Below are 17396 nucleotides of genomic sequence, written 5' to 3'. Positions count from 1 at the left end.
TTGAATGTCTACAGCGGACGCCAATGGGTTCGTCTGGCGCAAGAGCAGTCGTAGCGGCGGGGGAAACAACAACAACTGCGTCGAGGTGGCGTGGCGGAAGAGCAGTCACAGCGGCGGCGGCAACAACGACAACTGCGTTGAGGTCGTCTTCTCCGACCTGGCGGTGGCCGTGCGGGACTCGAAGAACCCGGACGCCGGCCCGCTGTCCTTCCCGGCTTCCTCCTGGCAGCGGTTCCTGCGCCCGTGACCAGCACCCTGATCACCGGCATCGGTGAGCTGACCACCAACGACCCGGACCTGGGTCGGCTCACCGACGCCGCTCTCGTCCTGATCGACGGCCACGTCTCCTGGGTGGGGTCGGCGAGTGCCGCCCCGCCCGCCGACCAGCGCGTGGACGTCGAGGGCCGGGCCGTGCTGCCCGGCTGGGTCGACAGCCACACCCACCTGCTCTTCGCGGGCGACCGCACCGCCGAGTTCGAGGCCCGCATGGCGGGGCAGCCCTACACGGCGGGCGGGATCGCGGTCACCGTCGCCGCCACCCGCGCCGCCACGGACGCCGAACTGGCCGCGACCCTGCGCCGCCACGTCGCCGAGGCCGCCGCCCAGGGCACCACCTGCGTGGAGACCAAGACCGGCTACGGCCTGACCGTCGCCGACGAGCTGCGCTCCGCCCGGATCGCGGCCGAGCACGCCGACGAAGTCACCTTCCTGGGCGCGCACCTCGTCCCGCCCGGCGCGGACCCCGACGAGTACGTGTCCCTGGTGTGCGGCGAGATGCTCGACGCGGTGGCCCCGCACGCGCGCTGGGCCGACGTGTTCTGCGAGACCGGCGCGTTCGACGAGGACCAGTCCCGCGCGGTGCTCAAGGCCGCCGCCGCCAAGGGGTTGGGCCTGCGCGTGCACGGCAACCAGCTCGGCGAGGGCCCCGGCGTACGTCTCGCCGTGGAGGTGGGCGCGGCCAGCGTCGACCACTGCACGTACCTGTCCGCCGCCGACGTGGACGCCCTGGCGGACTCCGGCACCGTCGCCACCCTGCTGCCCGCCTGCGACCTGTCCACCCGCCAGGCTCCGGCCCCCGCCCGCCGCCTGCTGGACGCGGGCGCGACCGTGGCGCTGGCGTCGAACTGCAACCCCGGCAGCTCCTACACCACGTCCATGGCGTTCTGCGTCGCCACCGCCGTGCTCCAGTTGCGGATGACCGTGGAGGAGGCCGTCACAGCCGCCACCCTCGGCGGCGCGAAGGCGCTGCGCCGCACCGACGTGGGCCACCTCGCCCCCGGCGCGCGGGCGGACGTGCACGTGCTCGACGCGCCTTCGGTCACCCACCTCGCGTACCGGCCGGGAGTGCCGCTGACGCACGCGGTGTGGCGGAAGGGAGTCCGCGTCCGCTGACCACTTGTCCGGAGGGACCGCGACCGATTCCCGATGTCACTTCGGCAGTCTCGGCTCGATGGCGGTGGCGATGTTCGTCGCGGCCTCGCACGCCTCTTCCAGGGATGAGTTGTCGGACACCACGACGTCAACGCGCGAAGTGGATGTCACCTCCATCGTCACAGCGCAGGCTGTGCTGGAAAAAGCTTTGCTGATCAGCCTTGCCTCACGCGTACCAATCTTGGTTTTCGACACCTCCGCATTCGGGGCCAGAGTGCCTCCGTCGACACCGATGTCGGGGAACGCCTTCAACCTGGCGGCTGACGGTCCTGGGGCGGAGGCCGCGCACTCCAACTCCCCATCCTCCGCGATGTTTGTGAGGCTGAACTGACCCGCTACGGAATTGAGCGCGGCACAAGCATCGAAATTGGCGAGCGAATCCCCTGTGCTTCTCGAAGTCGGATTAGAACTAGTCGTTTTCTCGGATGTGCTTGTGGTAGCAGTGCTCGTGGCAGGCGTTGGCCTGCCGGTTTCACCCGAGCAGGCTATTAGCAGCAGGCCGCTGGAAGCGATCGTTATAACGGCTCTGAGTACCGGACGCTTCGGCAACTGCACACCCACTTCAGTAGCTCTTGTAATTATTGGCAGCGGCATCATCGACCGCTCGGTAGTTCTCGACGGCCTTTCGCATGGCGATCTTGGCGTCTTCCAGTGCCGTCTTCAGTTGGTCGATCGCTGGAATGATGCCGCTGGTGCCTGTTCCGCCAGTGGCGCTTTCGAGGTTGTAACGACTCATTGACTTGGAGTCAGGACTGGCCCCCAACTTCGTCTCGGTCGTGAGCAGGTAGAGCTTCGCATCGAGTTCGGTGATGCTCGACTGGGCATCTTCGATGGCTTTGATGTACGCCTGGGCTCCGGATTCGCTGATCGCGAATGACCCCGACTCGGCCGCCTGCTTCAGACCGCGCATGTTCGCTGCCATAGCCTGCATGGATTGCGCACTCCACGCGCCCTCTAACGTCACCACGACCCCCTGTAGACTCCGCTCTCAAGCCAGCATGGCACCGTCGTTAGACCTGTTACTTCCTCCATCGACGCCGGTCACCTGTGACTGGTTCCCGACTCTAGCGCAGATCGAGATCAACGCGATCAAAGACGGCCGCATCACCACCATTCGCACCCTGGAGGACGGTGGCCACCACGGCTAGTGGTTTGTCCTGATCACTAATCGGGGTGTCGATCAGTCGTGACAGCATCGAGTCGGCAGTCGCCTGTCAGAGCAGTCCAAGTCAGTCCGCATGTCCCTCCGACGTCATGCGGGCCCTCGTGGAAGCATCGGCTAGCTTCTCCCTCGTGCCCGCTGTGGAACGGACCACTGCCCGCTTGCCTGCGTCGCGTGAGCATGGCCGATCTGGACGCCTTCGTGGCGCTCGAAGCGTCCCTGCGGCCGGAGCGGACCCCGGATGCCGTGGTCTCCGCCCGCTATCTCTCCGCGTTCACCGATGTGTGGGAGCGCGGGGAGCTCGGCTATTGGACCGTCCTGCTCCACGGCGAGGTCATGGGCTTCGGCGGCGTGCAGCCCAAGCTCTGGCACGGCCGCCGCTGCTGGAACCTCCAGGCGAAGGGATCCAGACGGTCCGCCCAGTCCCACGTGTGCGGGATTCCGCGCGGAGATGGTGATGGTGGCGCCCGGCCCCCAGTACCGACCCGCCCGGCAGTCCTGGCTGTGGTAGTTGCGGTGCGCGCGGACGAAAAACCGAATGAGTCAACCGGGTCTGACCGGTCATCCGTCTGGCGGCCTCACAGCCGCAGCAGTCCTGCGGCGAGCGACTCACGCAATCCGGCGGGCGGCTCCTGGTAGCCCTCGTCCCACAGCGCACCGGGAAAGCCGCCGGCGGCGAACGCGGTGTTGAGATCGTCGACGAACCAGATCGCGGGCCCCACCTTGCCGTCGATTCCGGGGCCGGGCAGGTCGATGCCGTAAGGCGCGTCGCCGCTGATGTTCGCCTTGTGAAGTTCGTCGGGCGCGTAGTCGAGCTTGAACGGGATGCCGGCGTCCCGGTGCGCGGTGTCCTTGAGGTACGCGGCGTGCTCGGCCTCGTAGTAGGAGCGCGAGCCGCCCCGCTCAGCCCACTCGAACTGCACCACCAACGGATCCGCGAGCACGCTGGCCGGCCAACCCGGCAACTCCCCGACGAGCCACACATCGCCCACCTGCCGGATCCACGCGCTGATCGTCATCGGGAACGGCGCGAACGTCACCTCCAGCCAGTCGGCCAGCGCGGGCGCGCCCGGTGACGGGGGAACGTGGGCGCGGCACGGCGTCCTCTCGTCGTCGTTCTCCTGCGCACGGAAGCCTCGCGCCTGCAGCCGCTCAACGAGCGTCTCGACGTTCCTGCGGGCGCGGTCGGCGAACTCGCGCGCCACCGCCTCGGCGTCCTCGCGGTACGGGGCGTCGAAGACCCGCAGGCCAAGACCGCGCAGGTCGCGCCATACGTCGTCGGGATCACCGGACACGTACCGCGCGTGGAAGCTCACCATGGCCGCCATCGTTGCAGGGAGCCACCAGCGTCGGCGGCGAGGTCTCGGTTGCCGACTCAGCTGGTGATCCGCGATGTCGTCAAGCAGCCGCGTAGGTGGTCTCGCCGGTGGTGCTGGGGCCGAACACCGCGTCGATCAGGGTGCGGGTGCCGCAGGCCACCAGGCGGAGCTGTGGGTAGCCGGTGCCGCAGTGGTTGCCCCGCTGCTTGGTCGGCGGGTCGGCACGGCCGGTGTGTCGGGCACGGTCAAAGTGGTGCCGTCGATCGCGCGGACCAGCATGCCGTGCCACCGTGTCCAGGGCAGGCCGGCCAGCAGGAGGTAGATCACGACCTGGGGCGGCAGGTCCCGCACCCTGGTCTGACCGGCTCCCGGCCACAGCGATCGTGCGGGTGATGGCAGACCGGACGTTCAACGGAGTTCTTACTGTGCGGTGCTCTTGGTCGGCACCGTTCTGGCAAGGACTCCGTTGCCCGTGCCAACCGGCTGGACAGCCGCGCCCATCCCTTGACTTCACTGCCTTGTCGCTAGCTTCTCCCCCGTGCCCGCTGCGGAACGGACCACCGCCCGCTTGCGCTTGCGTCGCGTCAGCGTGGACGACCTGGACGCCTTCGTCGCGCTCGAAGCGGCCCTGCGGCCGGAGCGCACCCCGGACGTCGTGGCCTCTGCCCGCTACCTCTCCGCGTTCACCGACGTGTGGGAGCGCGGGGAGCTCGGCTATTGGACCGTCCTGCTTCACGGCGAGATCGTGGGCTTCGGCGGCGTGCAGCCCAAGCTCTGGCACGGCCGCCGCTGCTGGAACCTCTACTACCGGGTGTCACCCGCCCACTGGGGGAAGGGCATCGCGACGGAAGTGGCGCGGGAGGCTGTCGCGGCGGCCCGGGAGGCGCGTCCGGACTGGCCGGTGCTGGTGGAGACCCGGCCGTGGAACGCCGCCGCGATCCGCGTCGCCGAGCGCGTCGGGCTGATCAGGCGGGAGGACCGGGACGGGTACGCGGTGCTGCTCGCGGAACCGGGACCGGAACCGGAACCGGGACGCTCCTGATTTACAGGGGGTGGCGGAAGATACCGCGGGTACCGCCTCGACGGCCCCTGGACCGGGGGCGCAGCGGCGAAAAGACTCTCACTGCGGGTGATCGCGAGGGGATTTATCTGAAATATCGGGTCAACCTCTGCTACGGGAGAGTGAAACGGCGTTTCTCCGCACTCCGTGGGGGGTGTCCGCGATGAGCGGCAATACCCTGGGATGGGATGTCGTGCACCGCACAGGGGGTTGGCATGGAATTTTCGTGGAAAGCAGATCCTTCGGCGATCTTCAGTCGCCCGCTGGTCGGCGCGGGGGGCGGGCGGGAGCGGTGCAACAACACCAAGACCTGCCCGGACATCTGGGAACTGGACAACGGCGATGTCGCGGTGATCGGGCACGACCTCACCACGCGCTACGCCGGGAATCTTCCTGATGGGGTGAACATCGGCATCGGTGAACGGCTGGTGGTCATTCCCGGTGCTATGTTCCGGGCCGCGAAAGCCGGTGACACGTGATGGGTGAGGCGGCCGGGGTCATCGGTGAGCGGCTTTCGCTGGACGAGTACTCCGACGACTTCGACCGCTACTTCTGGGCGGTGGGCGCGGCCGACTGCTGGAAGATCGAGCGGACGCAGGTTTTCGTGGAAGAGGACGACCCCAGTTACGACGCCTTCGCGGCGGGCGACTGGGAGCGCGCCCTGGAGCTGATCGAGCGGCGCCGCGACGAGCAGCGGGAGCACCAGCGGCGGGTCGCCGAGCACGGCGTGACCCTCCGCCGCGTGCGGGTGGTGGAGGAGCCGCTGGCCGGCTACGTGCTGTGGGAGCTGCACTCCCTGCGGCAGCGGGCCGAGCTGGGTGAGCGCATCCGGGTCGTGGACGCGACCAGCCTCGCGCGGGCGGGTCGTCCGGTCGTGGACGTGGTCGGCATCGACGAGCGGGTCGCCTACCAGGTCCTCTACACCCCCGAGGGCGCGGCCGTGGGCGCGGTCGCGGCCCGCGACCACGAGCAGGTGGCGGCGTGGCGCGGGGTGTTCGAGCGGTTGTACGCCGACGGCGAGCCGGTGGCCGACTACTTCGACCGCCGGGTGGCGGGCGAGCGCCCGTAGGCGGTGGTGGACCGATAGCCGAGCAGCCGCACTGGCGCAACGAACTCTCCGGCGCCGCCGATGACGTCGTGCAAGCGCGCGACGTCATCGGCGGCGTGCACTTCCACGGCCCGCGCCCGGCGCGGTGGACACCTCCCCGGCAGCTGCCCGCCGACGTCCGGGGCTACGTCAACCGCACCGAGGAGCTCGAACACCTGGACCGGATACTGGCCGCGCAGCGCGAGTCCCGCTCGGTCAGCCCGTGCATCGTCACGGGCACCGCCGGGGTCGGCAAGACCTCCCTCGCCGTGCACTGGGCGCACCGCATCGCGGCGGACTTCCCCGACGGCCAGCTCTACGCGAACCTGCACGGCTACGACCCCGGCCCGCCGGTGACCCCGCTGCAGGCGCTGGACGACTTCCTGCGGGCGCTGCGGGTGCCGCCCGAGCTGATCCCGGACGGCCTGGAGCCGCGCGCCGCGGCCTACCGCTCCCTGCTGGCCGGGCGTCGCGTGCTGGTGCTGCTGGACAACGCCTCCGGCGTCGCCCAGGTGCGGCCGCTGCTGCCCGGCACCGCGGGCTGCCTGGTGGTCATCACCAGCCGCAACCGCCTGTCCGGCCTGGTGGCCCGCGACGGCGCGCACCGGCTCAGCCTCGACGTGCTGACCGAGAAGCAGGCCGTCGAGCTGCTGCGCGGGGTCACCGACGGGTACCGGCCGCCGGACGACCCCGACGAGCTGCGCGAGCTGGCCCGGCTGTGCGCGCGGCTGCCCCTGGCGCTGCGGATCGCCGCCGAGCGGGCGGGCAGCCGCCCGCACACACCGCTGCGGGACCTGGTCGAGGAGCTGCGCGACGAGTCGATGCTGTGGGACGCGCTGACCTCCGGGGACGACGACGCGGACGCCGTGCGCACGGTTTTCGCCTGGTCCTACCGCGCGCTGCCCGCCGCCGCGAGCAGGCTGTTCCGGCTGCTGGGCCTGCACCCCGGCGCGGAGTTCGGCCCGGCGGCCGCGGCGGCGCTGGCCGGGGTGGAGCCGAGGGTGGCGGGCAGGCTGCTGGACGACCTGGTGGGCGTCCACCTGGTCGAGCGGGTCAGCTCGGACCGCTTCGGGTTCCACGACCTGCTGCGCGCCTACGCCGTCGACCAGGTCCGCCGGGAGGAGGACGCGGGCAGCGCGGCGGCGGCGGTCCGCAGGCTGGTGCTGTGGTACCTGCACAGCGCCGCCGCGGCGGCCCGCGCGGTCCACCCGCACGACAGGACGCCCCGGCTGCCGCCCGCCGACGGGGTGACGCCACTGGCGTTCCCCGCGCGGGAGCAGGCCGCCGCGTGGCTGGAGCGGGAGTGGGCGAACCTGGTCGCGGTGATCCACGCGGCCGAGCGGCACGGCGTGGACGAGGCCGCCTGGCTGCTGCACGCGGTGCTGCGCACGCACTTCGCCGAGACCAACCGGTTCGACGACTGGCTGACCAGCGCGGGCATCGCGCTGCGCGCGGTGCGCGGGCTCGGCGACCGCGGCGGCGAGGCGCAGGTGCTGGAGAGCCTGGGCAAGGCCGAGGTGCAGCGCGGCAGGCTGGCCGAGGGGATCGGGCTGCACCGCGCCGCGCTGGCCATCCGGCAGGAGCTGGGGGACCGCCGGGGCGTGCTGGCCTCGGCCAACGCGATCGGCCTCGCCTTCCTGCGCGAGCACCGGCCCGCCGAGGCGCTGGCCTCGTTCGAGCGGGCCAGGGGCATCGCGGTCGAGACCGGCGACCGGTACTGGGACGGCATCTCGGCGGGCAACACCGCGGCGGCGCTGGCCGAGCTGGAGCGGTTCGCGGAGGCGGAGCGGTGGCTGCGGCGGGCGCTGGAGGTGTTCCGCGAGCTGGGCGACCGCATCTGCGAGGGCGACGCGCTGCACGGCCTGAGCCAGGTGCACCGGGCCCTCGGGCGGCTGCCGGAGGCCCACGACGCCATCCGGGCCGCGGTGGACATCGCCCGCGACGGCGGGCACCTGGTGGCGGAGGCGTTCTGGCTGGTGGAGCTCGGCCGCGTGGAAGCGGCGTCGGGCAGGCCGGAGCGGGCGCTGGTGGCGCACCAGCGCGCCGCCGCCCTCCAGCGCGGGCTCGGCGACGTGGAGCGGGAGGCGCTGGCGTTCGACGCGGTGGGCGAGGTGTACGCCCAGCTCGACCGGCCGCACGACGCGGCGGGGTTCCACGCGATGGCGGTGGCCGCGCTGCGCGGGCTGGGCAACCGGTGGCAGCTCGCGCGGGCGCTGGTGAACCTGGCCGCCGTCGCGGACGGTGAGCGGGCCGCCGACGCGCTGGCCGAGGCGCGGGAGCTGCTCGCCGACTTCGACGACCCGGCGGCGCGGGAGCTGAGGCGGCGGATCGAGCCGCCCGCGTGACCGGCCTGGCGGTGCCAGGACAGCGGCATACCCGGCTTGGGGGTCGCCCGACCGAGTGAGGAAAATACCGGTCATCCAGAATTCGCCTCTTCGGCTGCGGAAACTGCCGTGGAAACTTCATTCTTTGGGACGCCGCGGCGGAGGAGCACGCTTTGTGCGGACAAAGGGGCTCCGCGCGTGGATAGCCTGGTGGCGGAATGGGAGCGGCGCGGGGGGTGAAATGGCGGAGCGGTGGCAGGCCGACCCGTCGGCGGCTTTTCGCCGCCGACTGGGCGCAGCGGTGTCCGGCCGGACCGGTCCCCCCCTGCGCCGACGACGAGACGTGTCCCGACGTGTGGGAGCTGGACAACGGCGACGTGGCGGTGATCGGGCGCGACCTCACCGCGCAGTACGCCTCGCGGCTGCCGGAGGGCGTGCGCGTCGGCGCGGACGAGCGGCTGGTGGTCATTCCGGGCGGCCTGGTGCGGGGCCCGGAGGTGGACCCGCGATGAGGAGCGGGGCGCTGCCGGGGGTGCGCGGCGAAAGGCTTTCGCTGGACGACTACCGCCGCGATTTCCGCCGCGGGCTGTGGGAGGTCGGCGCGGCCGAGTTCTGGAAGATCGAGCGCACCCAGGTCTTCGTGGAGCGGGGCAGCGCCAGTTACGACGCCTTCGCGCGGGGCGAGTGGGAACGCGCGCTGGAGCTGATCCGGGAAGACCTGCCGAGGCAGCGCGAGTACCACGACCGGGTCGCCGCGCGCGGCACGCGCCGCCGCCGGGTCCGCGTGGTGGAGCAGCCGCTGGCCCCCTACGTGCTGTGGGAGCTGAACCTGCTCCGCCAGCGCAGCGGGCTCGGCGAGCCCGTCCGCGTCCTGGAAGCCGACCGGATCGCGGACCGGGAGCGGCGGGAGCGGCTGCCCGACGTCGTCGGCTTCGACGACCGCGTGGCCTACCAGGTGCTCTACACCGGGGACGGCGTCCCGGTCGGCGCGATCAGGTCCACCGAGCGCGAGCAGGTGCTCGGCTGGCGGGGCGTCTTCGAGGAGCTGTACGCGGCGGCCGAGCCGCTGGTCGACTACTTCGACCGCCGTCTCGCGGGTCTGCGGCCGTGACGGAGGTCCGACATCGCCGAGCAGCCGGGTTGGCGCAACGAGATCTCCGGCCCCGCCGAGGACGTCGTCCAGGCGCGGGACGTGCTGGGCGGGGTGCACTTCCACGGGCGTGAGCGCGCGGAGTGGGTGCCGCCGAGGCAACTGCCCGCCGACGTCCCCGGCTACGTCAACCGCGTGGACGAGCTGGCCCGGCTGGACGAGTTCCTGGCCGCGCGGCACGACCCGAAGTCGCCCGCGGTCTGCATCGTGGTCGGCACGGCGGGGGTCGGGAAGACCGCCCTGGCCCTGCACTGGGCGCACCGCGTCGCGGAGCACTTCCCCGACGGGCAGCTGCACGTCAACCTGCGCGGCTACGACCCAGGACCGCCGGTGACCCCGGCGCAGGCCCTGGAGCACTTCCTGCGCGCGATGCGGGTGCCGCCGGAGGCCGTCCCGGCCGACCTGGAGCCCAGGGCGGCGGCGTACCGCACGCTGCTGGCGGGCAGGCGGGTGCTGGTGGTGCTGGACAACGCCGCCACCGTGGCCCAGGTCCGCCCGCTGCTGCCGGGCACCGCGGGCTGCCTGGTGCTGATCACCAGCCGCAGCCACCTGGCGGGCCTGGTGGCCCGCGACGGGGCGCACCGGTTCGGCCTCGGCGTGCTGACCGAGGAGCAGGCGGTGGAGCTGCTGCGCGGGGTCACCGCGGGCTACCGCCCGCCCGACACCCCGGAGCAGCTCGCCGAACTGGCCCGGCTGTGCGCGCGGCTGCCGCTGGCGCTGCGGGTGGCGGCGGAGCGGGCGGGCAGCCGCCCGCACACCCCGCTGCGCGAGCTGATCGAGGACCTGCGGGACGAGTCGACGCTGTGGGACGCGCTCACCCCGGCGGGCGGCGACGACTCCGACGCGGTGCGCACCGTCTTCGCCTGGTCCTACCGGGCGCTGTCGGCGGCGGCGAGCAGGCTGTTCCGGCTGCTGGGCCTGCACCCCGGCGCCGAGTTCGGCGTCGAGGCCGCCGCGGCGCTGGCCGGGGCCGACGTGCGGCCGGTGCGCAGGCTGCTGGACGATCTGGTGTGCGCGCACCTGGTCGAGCAGGTCGACTCCACCCACTTCCAGTTCCACGACCTGCTGCGGGCCTACGCCACCGACCAGGCCCACCGCGAGGAGACCCCGGCCAGCGCCGCGGCGGCCGTGCGGCGGCTGCTGCTGTGGTACGCGCACACGGCGCGGGCGGTGTCGCTGCTGGTCAGCCCGTCCAGGCGGGTGCCGGAGCCGCCGAGGGCGGACGGCGTCGCGCCGCTGGCGTTCACCTCCCGAGCCGAGGCGGTGCGGTGGCTGGAGGAGGAGCGGGGCAACCTGGTCGCCGCGACCCGCGCCGCCGAGCAGGCCGGGATGGACGACCTGGCCTGGCTGCTGCCCGCCGTGCTGGCGGCGTGCTACGCCGGGACCAACTGGTTCGACGACTGGCTGGCCACCGGGGAGATCGCGCTGCGCGCGGCGCGCGGGTCCGGCGACCGGGCCGGTGAGGCGGCTGTGCTGGAGAGCCTGGGCACGGCGCGCGTGCAGCGGGGCGAGCTGGCCGCCGGGGTGGAGCTGCACCGCGCCGCGCTGGCCATCCGCGAGGAGATCGGGGACCGCACCGGTCAGCTCGCCTCCGCCAACGCGCTGGGGCTGGCGTTCCTGCGCGGCCACCGGCTGGCCGAGGCGCTGGCCGCGTTCGAGCGGGCGCGGGCCATCGCCGTCGAGCAGGGCGGCGAGTACTGGCTCGGCGTCCTGGCCTGCAACACCGCGAGCGCGCGCTGCCTGCTGGGCGAGCTGGAGGCGGCGGAGGAGCTGCTCCGAGGTGCTCTGGAGGTCTTCCGCGCCACCGGCGAGCGCGTGCGCGAGGGCAACGCGCTGCACGGCCTGAGCCGGGTCCTGCGCGAGCGGGGCCGCCTGGCCGAGGCGTCCGAAGCCATCGGGGCCGCGCTGCGCATCGCCCGCGAGGAGCGGCACGCGGTCGCGGAGGCGTACTGGCTGGTCGAACTCGGCCGCGTGGAAGCGGCGTCGGGACGTCCGGAGCAGGCGCTGGAGTGCTGCCGGCGGGCCGCCGCCATGCAGCGCGGGCTCGGCGACCTGGAGCGGGAAGCCCTCGCGATCGACGCCACGGGCGAGGCGTACGCGCAGCTGGGCAGGCCCGAGGACGCGGCGCGGTTCCACGCGATGGCGGTGGCGGCCCTGCGCGTGCTGGGCAACCGGTGGCCGCTCGCGCGGGCCCTGGTCAACCTCGGCCTGACCGCGGGCGGCGACAGGGGCGCGGCGGCGCTGGCCGAGGCGCGCGAGCTGCTCGCCGACTTCGACGACCCGGCGGCGCGGGAGCTGAGGCGGCGGATCGGGCCGCCCGCGTGACCGCTCTCCCTCTCAAGGGGGAGACGCGAAACCGCCGGCACGGGCGATCACAACGACCGCCGGAATCCGCAGGATTGCCGGCATGAACCCACGCACCGCCTTCATCGCGGCCCCGCTGCTCGTCCTGGCCTACGGCGTCATCCGGATCGTCGACGGCTTCGACGGCGTGCGCGGGCCCGGCCCCGCCTGGACCATCGGCCACCTGGCCTTCCTCGCCGCGCTCGTGCTGTTCGTCGGGATCTTCCACCAGATGCGGGAGATGATCGGTCCCAGCGCGCCGGCCAGGGTTACGGCCGCCGTCGCCACACTCGGCGCGCTCGCGCTGTTCGGGCAGTTCGCCGTGGACGTGGTGGCGGGCTTGCTGGCCGACGACCACGCCGAGCTGGTCGCGATCTCCCGCGAGGTGCGGTCATGGCCGGGCGTCCGGCCGGTGATCTACGACTTCGGCCCCTACCTGTTCTACGTGGGGCAGCTCGCCCTGGTCGTGCAGCTCGCCGCGCACCGCGTGGTCAAGGCGTGGATGCCCGTGCTGGTGCTCGCCGACCTGGTCATGCCGCTGATCGACAAGGACCTCATCCCGGTCGGCGCGGTCCTGCTGCTGGTCTCCTTCGCACCGCTGGCCCGCCGCGCGGCCCGCCGGCCGGTCCTGGTGTGATGATCTCCCCCATGCCCACCAAGTACCGCCTGGACGCCGGGTTGGCCGTGCTGGTGGCGGCGGTGCAGCTCTGGCCGTTCTTCGCCAGGGGCTTCACCTACTCCTGGTGGGGGTGCGCGGTCGTGGTGGCCTCGGCCGTCCCGGTGGTGTGGCGGCGGCGCTTCCCGGTCACCGCGCTGATCGCCAGCCTGGTCGCCACCTCGCTCTACGACTTCGTCGGCAAGGTCCCCGACCAGCCCGTCTGGTACGGCGGGATCGTGGCGATGCACGCGGTGGCCGCCCGCTCGTCCGCGCGGGCCAGGATCGCCGCCTTCGCGGTGTCCGTCGGCGGCGTGCTGCTGGCGGTCGGCTCGTCGGAGACCGCGTTGCGCGCGGTGACGCTGCTGGGCGCGGCCTACGCGCTGGGCCGTGCCACCGCCGCGGCCGAGGAGCGCGCCGCCCGGCTGGAGCGCGAGCGCGAGCTGGAGGCCGAGCGGGCCGCCGAGCGCGAGCGGGCCAGGATCGCCCGCGACATGCACGACATCCTGTCCCACGCGGTCAGCGTCATGGTCGTGCAGGCCGAAGCGGGACCGGTGGTGCTGCACGCCGACCCCGCCCGCGCGGAGGCCGCGTTCGACGCCATCGCCGCCGCCGGGCGGGACGCGATGGTGCAGCTGCGGGGCATCCTGGCCGTGCTCAAGGAGGACGACGGGCCGCGCGCCCCGCAGCCGACCATCGACGACCTGGCCGCGCTGGTCGAGCAGGTCCGCGGCGCGGGCGTGGACGTGCGGCGCACCACCACCGGCGACCCGGTGCCGCTGCGCCCGGACGTGGCGGTCGCCGCCTACCGCATCACCCAGGAAGCGCTGACCAACGTCGTCAAGCACGCGGCACCGGCCCGCGCCGACGTCCACTTCGACTGGCGGGAGGATTCGCTCGTGATCAGCATCGTCGACGACGGACCGGGCGCGGCGGCGCGGGGAGCCAGGGCACGGGGCTCCGGGGCGCGGGGAGCCGGGCGCGGCCTGATCGGCATCCGCGAGCGCGCGGTGGCCTGCGGGGGCAGCGCGGTCCTCGGACCGAGGCCTGACCGGCGGGGATTCCGGGTGCTGGTGGAGCTGCCCGCATGACGATCCGGGTGGTGGTCGCCGACGACCAGGAGCTGGTGCGCGCCGGGTTCGCCATGATCCTCGACGCCCAACCGGACATCGAGGTGGTGGCCGAGGCGGGCGACGGCGCGGCGGCCGTCGCCGCGGTGCGCGAGCACCGGCCGGACGTGGTGCTGCTGGACATCCGGATGCCCGGCGTGGACGGCATCGAGGCGGCCCGCGCGGTCAGCGGCACGACGAAGGTGCTCATGCTGACCACGTTCGACGTGGACGACTACGTCTACGAGGCGCTGCGGGCGGGGGCCAGCGGATTCCTGCTCAAGGACGTCCGCCGCGACGACCTCGTGCACGCCGTGCGCGTCGTCGCCGAGGGGGAGGCGCTGCTGGCGCCCTCGGTCACCCGCAAGCTGATCGCCCGCTTCACCACCCCGGACCACGGCGCCGGGCACGACACCGACCTCCTGCCCGCGCTGACCGCGCGCGAGCGGGAGACGCTGGCGCTGATCGCGCGCGGGCTGTCCAACGCCGAGATCGCCGAGGCCATGACGGTCAGCGAGCACACGGTGAAGACGCACGTGAGCAACGTGCTGAGCAAGCTTGGACTGCGCGACCGGGTGCAGGCGGTGATCGCCGCCTACGAGTCCGGCCTCGCGGTGCCGAGGCGGGGACAGGCACAGCTCGGGGGACACCCGACCGAGTGAGAGGGGAGACCGGTCCTGCGGAATCCCTCCCGGTCGGCTGGAGCCGCTCCACGTGGCCGGATCGGCCGGACGGGGGCAGGCTGGGAGCATGGAGTACACGCACCTCGGCCGGTCCGGCCTGTCCGTGTCGCGGCTGTGCCTCGGCACCATGAACTTCGGCCCGGAGACCTCCGAGTCCGACAGCCACGCGATCATGGACCGGGCGCACGAGCACGGCATCAACTTCTTCGACACCGCCAACGTCTACGGCTGGCAGAAGGGGGAGGGGATCACCGAGCAGATCATCGGCCGGTGGTTCGCCACCGGCGGCGGGCGGCGCGAGAAGACCGTGATCGCCACCAAGCTCTACGGCAGCATGGGCGACTGGCCCAACGAGACGTTCCTGTCGGCGCTGAACATCCGCCGCGCGTGCGACGCCTCGCTCAAGCGGTTGCAGACCGACCACATCGACCTCTACCAGATGCACCACGTGGACCGCTCCACGCCGTGGGACGAGATCTGGGAGGCGTTCAGCGTCCTGCGCCAGCAGGGCAAGGTGCTCTACTTCGGCTCGTCGAACTTCGCGGGCTGGCACATCGCCCAGGCCCAGGAGGCCGCCCGCGCCCGGCACTTCCTCGGGCTGGTCAGCGAGCAGTCCATCTACAACCTGCTCAACCGCTGGGTGGAGCTGGAGGTGCTGCCCGCCGCCCGGCACTACGGCGTCGGCGTCATCCCGTGGTCGCCGCTCAACGGCGGCCTGCTCGGCGGCGTGCTGCGCAAGCAGCGCGAGGGCGGCGCGTCGCGCAGCAACTCCGGCCGCTCGGCCGAAGGGCTGGAGAAGCACCGCGAGTCCATCGAGGCGTACGAGAAGCTGTGCGCGGACCTGGGCGAGGACCCGGCCAACGTCGGGCTGGCCTGGCTGCTGCACCAGGAGGGCGTGACCGCCCCGATCATCGGGCCGCGCACGGCGGAGCAGCTGGACGGGTCGCTGCGGGCGGCGGAGATCAAGCTGGACGCGGAGGTGCTGGGGAAGCTGGAGGAGCTGTTCCCGGCCCCGGCGCCCAACGGGGCCAAGCCCGCCCCGGAGGCTTACGCCTGGTAGGCGGTCGGCGGGGCACCCGTGCGCGCGGGTGCCCCCGCTGGGCCGTCCTCAGGCGGTGCCGACCGGGGCGGGTTCGCTGGTCCAGCTCAGCAGCAGCTGGAGCCGCTGCGCGGTGGCCGACCCGGCGGGGTAGGTGTAGGCGGTGAGGTACTGGTCCCCCGCGCCGGGCAGGGCCAGCGCCTCGTAGCCGAACTCCAGGCGTCCGACGACCGGGTGGGCCACCACGGTGGTGCCGGAGTCCTTCTGCCGGACGTCGTTGGCCGCCCACAGGCGGCGGAAGGTCCCGCTGCGGATGGCCAGCTCGCCGATCAGCGCGGCCAGGTCCGGGTCGTCGGGGTGGCGGCCCGACTCCAGCCGCAGCTGCGCGCAGATCGCGGCGGCGACCTCCTCCCGGTTGACGTACCGCTCCGCCGCCCGAGGCGCGAGGAAGGCGTGCCGGGCGGCGTTGTAGCCCAGCTCCCGCATCGACTCGACGTCGAACACCGCCTGCGCGGCCGGGTTCCAGGCGAGCACCCGCATCCGCCTGCCGAGGACCAGGGCCGGGGCGTCGGGCATCAGCTCCAGCATCCGCCGCACGCCGGGCGGGACCGCCCGCGCCGGGGGCGGGCCCGCGGTGGCGCGGGGCCTGGCCAGGTTCCACAGGTGCTGCCGCTCGACGTGGCTGAGCCGGAGCACGGTGGCGATCGCGTCGAGCACCGCGTCGGACACGTGCTTGCCCCGCCCCTGCTCCAACCGCGTGTAGTAGTCGACGCTCACGCCCGCCAGCTGGGCGACCTCCTCGCGGCGCAGGCCCGGCACCCGGCGGCGGGTCAGCCCGTCGGGCAGCCCGGCCTGCGCGGGCGTCACGCGGGAGCGCCGGTTGCGCAGGAACTCGGCGATGCGCGGATCAGCCATGCCACCGAGTCTGCCCGTCCCGGCCACGCCCAACCTGGTTCTGCCGGACCCACGGTCGCGACGTCCCTTCCCCGGTGCCGCGCGGCGGCCGGAAGCTGCCGCCGGCGGGCGGGGAGTCCACCCCGCCGCCAACCGAGGAGGTCACATGCGCGCGGTCGTCGTTCGGCGGTACGGGGGACCGGAGGTCCTGGAGGTCGTCGAGACCGCCCTCCCGCACCCCGGTCCCGGCGAGGTGCGGATCAAGGTCGGGGCCGCCGCCGTCAACTTCGCCGACGTGCTGATCCGCACGGGCCTCAACGTCCAGTACGGCGCGGCGGTCGGCCGCGCCCGGCACGGCGTCGGCTGCGACGTCGCGGGCACCGTCGACGCGCTGGGCGAGGGGGTGGACCGGTTCGCCGTCGGGCAGGCGGTGATCGGGCTCCAGGAGCGGCTGGACCTGCCCCTGGGCGCCTACGCCGAGTACGCGGTGCTGGAGGAGTGGGCGGTGGCGCCCGCCCCGGCGGGCGCCACCGCCGTCGAGGCCGCGACCCTGCCGCTCAACGCCACGACCGCCGACCAGGCGCTCGACGCCCTCGGCCTGCGGCGCGGGCAGCGGCTGCTGGTCACCGGTGCGGCGGGGGCGGTCGGCGGGTTCGCCACGGAGCTGGCCCGGCTGCGCGGCCTGCGCGTGCTCGCCCAGGCCGGGGCCGCAGACGAGCCGCTGGTCCGGTCGTTCGGGGCCGAGTCGTTCGTCGACCGGGACGACGACCTCGCCGCACGCGTGCGGGCGCTGGTCCCCGGCGGGGTGGACGGCGTGATCGACGCCGCCAACGTCGGAACGGCCGCGCTGGACGCGGTCGCCCACGGCGGCGGTTACGTCTCCCTGCTCAACTCCAGCCCCTTCGCGCGGCGGGCCGTCCGGACCGTCGACCTGGCCTACCACACCGACGGCAAGCGGCTGTGGGAGCTGTCCGCACTGGCGGGCGCCGGGATGCTCACCCTGCGCGTCGCCGACACCCTGCCCCTGGAGCGGGCCGCCGAGGCGCACGAACGCCTCGCCGCGGGCGGCCTGCGCGGACGCCTCGTCCTCGTGCCCTGACCGCACCCCGCGAGTCGAACGCTCGGGTACCGCGAGTCGAA

The 17396-nt window shown here is 73.2% G+C and carries 18 protein-coding genes; 15 read left to right on the top strand and 3 right to left on the bottom strand.

The genetic code is table 11. From position 1 onward, the window contains the following. Window positions 1–4 precede the first annotated feature (4 nt). From IEZ00_RS23830 to IEZ00_RS23820, 3 genes are read left to right on the top strand one after another with little or no spacing between them, the layout of a single operon-like run. Complete coding sequence (locus IEZ00_RS23830) at window positions 5–247, top strand: DUF397 domain-containing protein (RefSeq protein ID WP_189225551.1); 243 nt, start codon at window positions 5–7, stop codon at window positions 245–247. After that, complete coding sequence (hutI, locus tag IEZ00_RS23825; RefSeq protein ID WP_189225550.1) at window positions 244–1392, top strand: imidazolonepropionase; 1149 nt, start codon at window positions 244–246, stop codon at window positions 1390–1392. The genes IEZ00_RS23830 and hutI overlap by 4 nt, the downstream gene beginning before the upstream one ends. A gap of 58 nt (window positions 1393–1450) precedes the next feature. Then, the gene (locus tag IEZ00_RS23820; RefSeq protein ID WP_189225549.1) at window positions 1451–1762 is read left to right on the top strand and encodes a hypothetical protein; all 312 of its coding nucleotides are present in this window, start codon (window positions 1451–1453) and stop codon (window positions 1760–1762) included. Window positions 1763–1993: 231 nt separating this feature from the next. Here IEZ00_RS23820 and IEZ00_RS23815 read toward each other — a convergent pair whose 3' ends face one another. Further along, window positions 1994–2398: a hypothetical protein gene (locus tag IEZ00_RS23815; RefSeq protein ID WP_229796038.1), complete on the bottom strand. Its 405-nt coding sequence runs from the start codon at window positions 2396–2398 to the stop codon at window positions 1994–1996. A 773-nt stretch (window positions 2399–3171) separates the two neighbouring features. After that, entirely contained in the window at window positions 3172–3912 is a 741-nt protein-coding gene (locus tag IEZ00_RS23810; RefSeq protein WP_189225548.1) for a uroporphyrinogen-III synthase, read from the bottom strand. 538 nt (window positions 3913–4450) lie between these two features. Between IEZ00_RS23810 and IEZ00_RS23805 the strand changes: the two genes are divergently transcribed. The 11 genes from IEZ00_RS23805 (at window position 4451) to IEZ00_RS23755 (ending at window position 15383) form a co-directional block, all read left to right on the top strand. Further along, on the top strand, window positions 4451–4954 hold the full coding sequence (locus IEZ00_RS23805; RefSeq protein ID WP_189225547.1) for a GNAT family N-acetyltransferase: 504 nt from the start codon (window positions 4451–4453) through the stop codon (window positions 4952–4954). Window positions 4955–5187: 233 nt separating this feature from the next. Further along, complete coding sequence (locus IEZ00_RS23800) at window positions 5188–5451, top strand: hypothetical protein (protein WP_189225546.1); 264 nt, start codon at window positions 5188–5190, stop codon at window positions 5449–5451. Further along, window positions 5451–6041 carry a DUF6879 family protein gene (locus IEZ00_RS23795; RefSeq protein ID WP_189225545.1) on the top strand — a complete coding sequence of 197 codons (591 nt, stop codon included), beginning with the start codon at window positions 5451–5453 and terminating at the stop codon, window positions 6039–6041. The genes IEZ00_RS23800 and IEZ00_RS23795 overlap by 1 nt, the downstream gene beginning before the upstream one ends. A 68-nt stretch (window positions 6042–6109) precedes the next feature. Further along, a complete protein-coding gene (locus tag IEZ00_RS23790) occupies window positions 6110–8404 on the top strand; it encodes an ATP-binding protein (RefSeq protein WP_229796037.1) in 2295 nt (764 codons plus the stop codon). Window positions 8405–8736: 332 nt separating this feature from the next. Next, a complete protein-coding gene (locus tag IEZ00_RS37035; RefSeq protein ID WP_229796036.1) occupies window positions 8737–8895 on the top strand; it encodes a hypothetical protein in 159 nt (52 codons plus the stop codon). After that, on the top strand, window positions 8892–9494 hold the full coding sequence (locus IEZ00_RS23780; protein ID WP_189225544.1) for a DUF6879 family protein: 603 nt from the start codon (window positions 8892–8894) through the stop codon (window positions 9492–9494). Before IEZ00_RS37035 ends, IEZ00_RS23780 begins: the two co-directional genes overlap by 4 nt. 81 nt (window positions 9495–9575) lie before the next feature. Continuing rightward, the gene (locus IEZ00_RS23775) at window positions 9576–11858 is read left to right on the top strand and encodes an ATP-binding protein (RefSeq protein ID WP_229796035.1); all 2283 of its coding nucleotides are present in this window, start codon (window positions 9576–9578) and stop codon (window positions 11856–11858) included. Window positions 11859–11940: 82 nt separating this feature from the next. Further along, window positions 11941–12513, top strand: a complete 573-nt coding sequence (locus IEZ00_RS23770; RefSeq protein WP_189225543.1) for a hypothetical protein — start codon at window positions 11941–11943, stop codon at window positions 12511–12513. Window positions 12514–12524: 11 nt separating this feature from the next. After that, window positions 12525–13622, top strand: coding sequence for a sensor histidine kinase (locus IEZ00_RS23765; protein ID WP_229796034.1), 1098 nt, complete (start codon window positions 12525–12527; stop codon window positions 13620–13622). Then, on the top strand, window positions 13619–14302 hold the full coding sequence (locus IEZ00_RS23760) for a response regulator (protein WP_189225541.1): 684 nt from the start codon (window positions 13619–13621) through the stop codon (window positions 14300–14302). The genes IEZ00_RS23765 and IEZ00_RS23760 overlap by 4 nt, the downstream gene beginning before the upstream one ends. A gap of 88 nt (window positions 14303–14390) precedes the next feature. Next, window positions 14391–15383: an aldo/keto reductase gene (locus IEZ00_RS23755; protein WP_189225540.1), complete on the top strand. Its 993-nt coding sequence runs from the start codon at window positions 14391–14393 to the stop codon at window positions 15381–15383. Between the two features lie 48 nt (window positions 15384–15431). Here the strand turns inward: IEZ00_RS23755 and IEZ00_RS23750 are convergent, their stop codons facing one another. Next, complete coding sequence (locus IEZ00_RS23750; protein ID WP_189225539.1) at window positions 15432–16277, bottom strand: helix-turn-helix transcriptional regulator; 846 nt, start codon at window positions 16275–16277, stop codon at window positions 15432–15434. Between the two features lie 145 nt (window positions 16278–16422). Here IEZ00_RS23750 and IEZ00_RS23745 point away from each other — a divergent pair, with 145 nt between their 5' ends. Further along, window positions 16423–17355: an NADP-dependent oxidoreductase gene (locus IEZ00_RS23745; protein WP_189225538.1), complete on the top strand. Its 933-nt coding sequence runs from the start codon at window positions 16423–16425 to the stop codon at window positions 17353–17355. Window positions 17356–17396 lie beyond the last annotated feature (41 nt).

Source organism: Saccharothrix coeruleofusca (assembly GCF_014648515.1).
Classification (GTDB): Bacteria; Actinomycetota; Actinomycetes; order Mycobacteriales; family Pseudonocardiaceae; genus Actinosynnema; species Actinosynnema coeruleofuscum.
This window is presented reverse-complemented; position numbering and strand designations above follow the sequence as displayed.